This is a genomic window from Mesorhizobium sp. B2-6-4 (assembly GCF_006441495.1).
In the GTDB taxonomy this organism is placed as follows: domain Bacteria; phylum Pseudomonadota; class Alphaproteobacteria; order Rhizobiales; family Rhizobiaceae; genus Mesorhizobium.
Genome location: NZ_VFUE01000028.1, coordinates 71,728 through 78,320, shown reverse-complemented (window position 1 = coordinate 78,320; position 6,593 = coordinate 71,728). Strand labels below are relative to the sequence as shown.

The window sequence follows — 6,593 nt, the reverse complement described above, 5'->3', positions numbered from 1 at the left end:
CGCCCGCCCTGCCCTTCGACGAGGGCGTTGGTGGCCAGCGTGGTCGACATCGAGACGAGCTTGATCGCGCTGGGCTCGATGACTGCCTCGGACAAAACAGCGTCTGCGGCGCCGGCGATGCCCTCGGCAAGATCGTGCCGCGTGGTCAGCGACTTGGCCTTGGCCACGATGCCTGTGGATTCCGACCACAGCACGGCATCGGTGTACGTGCCGCCAGTGTCAATGCCCAGATAAAGTGGCGACGGCTGGAGCGCATATGCGTTCATTTTGATCAGTCACCCGACCCAGGTTCCGGCGAGAAATATTTCGCGAGCTTGTTCGCTTCGCCGTCGAACGCCTTGGCGTCGACGGGTGGATCGCGCTTGACCGCAATATTGGGCCACGCAGACGCATACTCGGCGTTCAGCGCGAGCCAATCGTCGAGACCAGGCTCGGTATCGGGAAAAATGGCCTTCGCCGGGCATTCTGGCTCGCAGACGCCGCAGTCGATGCATTCATCGGGATGGATGACGAGCATGTTCTCGCCTTCGTAGAAGCAGTCCACCGGGCAGACTTCCACGCAGTCCATGTATTTGCATTTGATGCAATTGTCGGTGACCACGAATGTCATTCGGTGGCCTTCAGACCAAGCCGTAGGTCATATCGAGGGGAATGCGATGGTCATCGATAGCCCGCACGCCAGCGGTGTTTTCAGCCAGGACGATCGAGGCTTTCCGCTCCTGCTCCGACAGATACGTTCCCCACAGGGTGACCACGCCGTTGTTCACGATCACGTCCGAAGTCGAGGGCCACGATTCGGATCGCAAAGCATCGACAATCTCCATCCTGATGCTGCTGTCGTCATGCAAGGCCGGAGCGCGCCAGCCTTTCCTGGCAATGACCAGCGCTCGCACCAGATTGGCGCGGCTGACGATCCCCACCACCTGTCCATCGCGAAGCACCGGAACTCGCTTGATCCGATTGTGTTCAAGCAGGATTGCGATCTCAGCGACTGGCGTACTCTCGACCACCGTCGCAACCTGCTGTGTCATGACGTCGATCACATGATCGGAATGAGACTTGACATAGCCTTCCGCCTGAACCGCGTTGTTGGTGAACAAATGAAGCCACCAGGAACAGCCCTGCGGCGCTGTTCCGATCTCCGCCCGGCGGATCAGGTCCCCTTCACTGACGATGCCCAGCAGCGCACCTCGATCAATCACCGGCACGGCGCTGATCCCGTGCGACAGAAGAATACCGGCGACCTCGTCCACCGTACTGTCAGGCCCTACCGCGATGACCGGCGACGTCATGACGTCCTTGGCGATCAGCATTTCGTTGTCCTTCACCGGCCTGCAGGCGGCAGTACCGGCGGCAAGGTCGTTCCTGAGCCTTGCCCGTTGCCAGCATGGAGATGGATCGCGCGACAAAACTCCCTTGCATGGAAAGCGTAAGCTTCCAGATCGGCCGGATCGCCAGCGAACAGCCCCATGTCCTCGGCTTTGTGGAAGAACCAGGGAGCGGGCAAACCAGGATCGAGCGCGTTCACGGCAACAGCCGCAAGCAATGGCAGGCCTTCGTCCGCATCGTCGTCCATCAGTTGTTCGAGTGCACCCCGGATCACGCCTGTTGCTTGCGAACCAACCATGCTCTCGGCCAGTCTTGCATAGGTGATCGGCAGCCGGGTCCGTGCTTGCAGGAGCAGTTCCTCGCGCAGCCGCGTTTTGAGAGCATTGTCACCCACGGGTACGATTGGGATGCCGTCATCTGCGTCAGGGCGATTGGCAGATACCATTCGACCGACGACATGACGCCGAATGTCCGGGCCAGAAAGGATCCTGCCGAAATCGTGTTCAAGCCTGTCCATTATTGTCATTGCCGAGCCCAAGGTGCCCTTCGCGCGATATCGCCAAACAGTCCCCTAGCGTTGAGACCTGCTGGCTGGCACCCAATCTGTCGTTTCGCTACGCACGAGCTTCACTCATCCTTATCTGCAAGACAAACGAAATTTATTGCCGCTTCAGCACAATTATTTTGCATCATGATTCCGATCGCGGTGAGGGGCGCAACCCTTTCCTTTTCGGATTCGATATGCATTTTTTACGGACGCGGCCGTCGCACCCCCAGCGTCCTGGGTTTCAGCAGGCGGCAATTCGCTCCCAAAGCGATCCAGAAGGAGATTTTGAGGATGATCACTGGTGCTCAATGCCGTGCCGCTCGCGCACTGGTCGAATGGACCCGTGAAAAGCTCGCCGGCAATTCAGGCGTGGATGCGCTGGTCATCGAAGAATTCGAGCGCCGGATCAACCTTCCTGACCGAGATATCTGCGACACGCTGCAAACCGCGCTTGAAAGCGCCGGCGCCGTTTTCATTGCCGAGAACGGCGGCGGTATTGGCGTTCGCCTGAAGCTCAACCGCTCGGAAGTCAAGCGGATCGGCGTTCTGGAGAATGAAGGCGGCATTGTCGGAACAGATGCCGTTCCATAAGCAAGACCTTCGGGGCCCAATGAATTCATGGTCGCAGCCCGTCGCTGGACAATCCAGGATCGGCATCGGCTTGATAGTGCACACAAGGGAGATGGCTCTCATGACAGTTATCTGGGACGATCTCACCAAGGAGGAGCAGACGGCACTCAAGCGATGAACCGCGGACCCTACCCATCTCTATCGAAAGCCTTGGCCGAACGTCTTGTCTTTCTCGGGCTGGCTGAAGAAAGACCCAGCGGGACCGGGATAAACCGGGCCGGAAGAGAGCTGGTGATAAGAACGTTGCTTGGCGCCCGCTCTGACTAGTTTAGGATTGATACCCGCCAAACTGCACCGAGGTGGCTGACTTGACTTCCCAGATTGCTTCACCAACTATGGTCCTATGAACGCCGCAGTCAGAATTCGTCGCGATTTTCTTTTTCGGGTTTGCCCCATAGCGGGAATGTAGCCCCCGGCTCGGCTGCCATGCGTGCCCCGAGCCGAGGGGCGGTGCGATTACCCACATGGGATGGTTCCGCAGGACCTCAAGCCTCCGGAGCATTGGCGTTCCATCAAGATTTTCACGAATTGGCTCGATTCCGGCATCCTCCCTGGGCGGCTGGTCCGAGCGGAAGCATGAGTATTCAAATGCAAGACAACACGAAAACCCGGCGCAAGCCGAACATCCGCATCTCACAGTCAGACCATGCGCGTCTGTCGGCGGTTGCGAGCACCGTGGCCGCGCGCAATCCGGAGGCCTCCGATGAACTGCTCGCCGAACTCGAGCGGGCACGTATAGTCGCCGATGGTTCGGTCTCCGCCGGCACCGTCCAGATGGGTTCGACGGTGACATTCAAGCCCGATACTGGCAATGCCAAGACAGTCACGCTGGTTTTTCCTGGCGACGCGGATATCTCCGAAGGCAAGGTTTCAGTCCTCACGCCGATCGGCACGGCCCTGATCGGCCTCTCGGCCGGACAGTCGATCATGTGGACAGCGCGCGATGGGCGCCGGCACAAACTGTCGGTGCTTGCCGTAGGCCAACCCGCTGCGGAAGGCGATGCAGTCGATCGGCGCGCACCAGCGTCTTCGGCGATCCCGGCAGACGCCTAGACATGGGCGTTTCCACCCGTCTCCTCAATCACGCAGGCAGCCTGATCGCGGGAGTGTGACCCCTGCGCCGGCCTGTTCTGGTCCGGCACAGGGGTAGCTTCCACATCCGATCAAATGCTTGACGCCGGAACCCTTTCACGGGTCCGTCTTGGAGACGCACCATGCCCACTATCGATAGCTGCCAACTGACCACCAAGGACTTCACGATTCTTGAAGTGATGCAAGAGCGCCATCCCCGCGGCGATGCCTTGTCCGTTGTCCTTCAACGGAAGATTTCGAGCGCAATTGTGATGTTTCGAGAAGACATTCCGCCAACGGTCGTGACGCTCAGCACCCGAGTGACCTATCGTGTAAACGACGGCCCTGCCGAGACCCGCATCGTCGCACATGACGAGATGCGCGGTCTGGTTGGCATGCTTTTGCCGATCACCAACCCGCGCGGCCTGGCGCTGCTTGGTCTGGCCGAAGGTCAGTCCATGTCCATTCCGACCGCGCAGGGCGGCCATGAAACGCTGACTGTGCATGAAGTGGTCTACCAGCCGGAAGCGGCAAGGCGGGAGAGATTGGAGTTGACGGGGGGTGCAGCGCCCGACCCGTGGCGACCGAACGGACCGGTTTTGCGCGTCGCCCATCACTCTGATGAGTCACAACCCAAAGCGGAAAACAGGGTCATGGCGGCTTTCAACGACGGGTTCGACGACCCGGGGCCGTCGGCCGCCTGAGGCCTTGACTATCCAGAACGCTGGGAAAGCGGGTAGACAAGCGTTCCGTCGAGCCTTGCCTCCACACCGTCGGTGAGCTTCGCCGGCTCGACCTTGTCATGGCCCATCAGATGAAAAACGGACTCGCCACGACTGATCAGACAGTCCGCGACGATTCTTCTGTGGCAACGCCACCAAAGCGTTTCCGAGCACATGATGGCGCACCGCTGCTGCCTGCCAAGGGACACAAGCCGCTCCAGGCCGCCATGAAACTCCGCCGACAGCGCGTAGTCGGCGTAGTTGTGAAAACTCTGGTTGATCCAGAATGCATTGAGCGTCGGTGGAATGGGGTGCGCCTTGCCGCGCAGGCCGCCAAGCTCGGCAATATGCTCATATCCGATCGCGAAATCCGCAAGGCTGTCCGGCAGCGTTTCGCTGTTGAATTGCGGATTCGCCCGCGATCGCCGGATGGTCCTTATGTCGACCACGAGGGTAATCTCGCCAACCCGCAACAGGGCGACGAATTCGGCGATCGACCGGGTCGAGTGACCGATGGTGTGGAACGGATAAGGCATGTTCGATCAATCCATGGCGGTGGATTTCTTTCCGGCCGCATGATCAGTGATTTGGAACTGACAGAACACGGTCATTTCACCACCTGCTTCAATCCACGTAGCGCCTCCTGTACGTCGGTTCGCGACGCGCTTGCATCCGGATAGACTGCATAGGCCGGATAGGTGAATTCCGGCGCGCCCTCCACGACCTCCAGCTGCCCGGCCTCGATATGGGGCGCTGCCGCGCCCCTACGGAAATAGCCCATTCCGCCGGCGCGCAGAATGTAGCTCAGCCCAAGCGGACCAAGGCCGACCATTAATCCCGGCTCGCCGAAGGCAGAGGAACTGGCGCCATGTTGGGCCGCAAACAGCGGCCCCCAATCGACATAGACATAGTCCCTTGAGGCGTCCAACTCTGAGTCCCTGTCCGTGCTCCGAACCAAGACGAGCTGCTCCTCCACGAGGAGCTCCACCCTGAAGCCTGGCAGCAGCTTCGGCGCATAGAGCACCGCGATGTCGAGAACGCCAGTCCTGAGCTGCTCGAGGAGCTGGTCCGGCACGCCGACCTGGGCTTGGATGGCGATTTCCGGCCTGGCCTTCTTCATCCAGACCAGCCAATCGAGCAGCAGCGGGTTCCACAGGCTGAGCTCCCCGCCCAGGGCAACGACGCTTGTCCGTCCCGATGGGATGGCGAGCTGGTGGCGTGCTCGTTCCCAGATTTGCACGAATGATTGCGCGAACCGCTCGAACTCCCGGCCCGCCTGCGTCAACTGCGCACCATTGCGATTGCGGACAAAGAGCTGACGTCCGAGCTCTTCCTCCAACGTGCGTATCCGCGCGCTGACAGTGGTCTGGGTGACGTGGAGTCGGTCGGCAGCTCTCAGAAAGCTGCCGGAATGGACGATTTCCAAAAACGTGCGCGCGCGGTCGATGTCCATGCTGGTTCCCGATTAGTGCAATAATCTTGCATCAATACAGCATTTAATTCCGTTTGCCTTCCTGTTTTACGCAGCGCAACGTCCACGTAGGCGAGGGTCTCCGCTGTAACGGATATGGAGCGTGCGATGTCTGATCAGGAGGATGTTTGTCCGGAGACGAGAGAATACGCCTCTCCACCATGCTTTATGCATGAGCTTGTCCCGGGGTACGGCACTGAGCCGGCCGTTCAGGACGCATGGCCCGATGTCTGTCGATGGCGCAAGGCGGAACGCAAGCGTCTAATCGATGAGCGTCTCGCGATCGACGCCGAGGAACGCAATGCGAGGTCTTTACGCATCGCTTCCGTTCTCGACCTGGCCGTCGGTCGGGTGAGCGGGCGGATCGTCAGCGGCTATTGGCCGTTCCGCGGTGAGCCCGACCTCCGCAACTGGGCGATAAAGGTGATCGAGCGCGGCGGGCGGATTGCGCTTCCAGTCGTCATCAAGAAAGGCTGGCCGCTGGAGTTTCGCATCTGGGGGCCGGGAGACCCGCTCGAACGCGGAGTCTGGAATATTCTTGTCCCTCTCATGGACCTGCCGTCCAACCGGATGTGGTCATCGCGCCCGTTGTCGGTTTCGACGAGGCTAACTATCGCCTGGGTTATGGCGGCGGCTTCTTCGACCGGACCCTGGCCGCGGCGCCCAGGCGGCCTCTCGTCGTCGGCGTCGGTTACGCCCGTAGCAGGATCCGAACCATCTATCCGCAGCCGCACGACATTCCGATGGATGTGGTCGTCACGGATGAATGAAAGAGCGCAGGCAAGACCTAGCCCCGTGTGACGGCGGATCGCAGGTGCCGTCC

At 60.2% G+C, this 6,593-nt stretch carries 9 protein-coding genes and 1 pseudogene; 4 read left to right on the top strand and 6 right to left on the bottom strand.

The window, feature by feature from the left end; genetic code table 11:
- From FJ426_RS28535 to FJ426_RS28520, 4 genes are all read right to left on the bottom strand, one after another.
- A partial coding sequence (locus tag FJ426_RS28535; RefSeq protein ID WP_281405504.1) for a hydantoinase/oxoprolinase N-terminal domain-containing protein occupies positions 1-266 on the bottom strand: 266 nt, incomplete at its 3' end.
- Positions 267-271: 5 nt separating this feature from the next.
- A complete protein-coding gene (gene fdxA, locus FJ426_RS28530; RefSeq protein WP_140560711.1) occupies positions 272-610 on the bottom strand; it encodes a ferredoxin FdxA in 339 nt (112 codons plus the stop codon).
- A 10-nt stretch (positions 611-620) separates the two neighbouring features.
- Positions 621-1,313, bottom strand: a complete 693-nt coding sequence (locus FJ426_RS28525) for a CBS domain-containing protein (protein ID WP_210240548.1) — start codon at positions 1,311-1,313, stop codon at positions 621-623.
- Between the two features lie 11 nt (positions 1,314-1,324).
- A complete protein-coding gene (locus FJ426_RS28520; protein ID WP_140560710.1) occupies positions 1,325-1,846 on the bottom strand; it encodes a hypothetical protein in 522 nt (173 codons plus the stop codon).
- Positions 1,847-2,020: 174 nt separating this feature from the next.
- Here FJ426_RS28520 and FJ426_RS28515 point away from each other — a divergent pair, with 174 nt between their 5' ends.
- From FJ426_RS28515 to FJ426_RS28505, 3 genes are all read left to right on the top strand, one after another.
- The gene (locus FJ426_RS28515) at positions 2,021-2,467 is read left to right on the top strand and encodes a hypothetical protein (protein ID WP_224519094.1); all 447 of its coding nucleotides are present in this window, start codon (positions 2,021-2,023) and stop codon (positions 2,465-2,467) included.
- A 627-nt stretch (positions 2,468-3,094) separates the two neighbouring features.
- A complete protein-coding gene (gene rnk / locus FJ426_RS28510; protein WP_140560709.1) occupies positions 3,095-3,559 on the top strand; it encodes a nucleoside diphosphate kinase regulator in 465 nt (154 codons plus the stop codon).
- 161 nt (positions 3,560-3,720) lie between these two features.
- On the top strand, positions 3,721-4,281 hold the full coding sequence (locus FJ426_RS28505; protein ID WP_140518335.1) for a nucleoside-diphosphate kinase: 561 nt from the start codon (positions 3,721-3,723) through the stop codon (positions 4,279-4,281).
- Positions 4,282-4,289: 8 nt separating this feature from the next.
- Here FJ426_RS28505 and FJ426_RS28500 read toward each other — a convergent pair whose 3' ends face one another.
- Together FJ426_RS28500 and FJ426_RS28495 are read right to left on the bottom strand one after the other, a co-directional pair.
- Positions 4,290-4,835: a DUF488 domain-containing protein gene (locus FJ426_RS28500; protein ID WP_140560708.1), complete on the bottom strand. Its 546-nt coding sequence runs from the start codon at positions 4,833-4,835 to the stop codon at positions 4,290-4,292.
- Positions 4,836-4,906: 71 nt separating this feature from the next.
- A complete protein-coding gene (locus tag FJ426_RS28495; protein WP_140518333.1) occupies positions 4,907-5,752 on the bottom strand; it encodes a LysR family transcriptional regulator in 846 nt (281 codons plus the stop codon).
- A gap of 126 nt (positions 5,753-5,878) precedes the next feature.
- Between FJ426_RS28495 and FJ426_RS28490 the strand changes: the two are divergent.
- Positions 5,879-6,540, top strand: a pseudogene (locus tag FJ426_RS28490) (5-formyltetrahydrofolate cyclo-ligase).
- Positions 6,541-6,593: the final 53 nt, after the last annotated feature.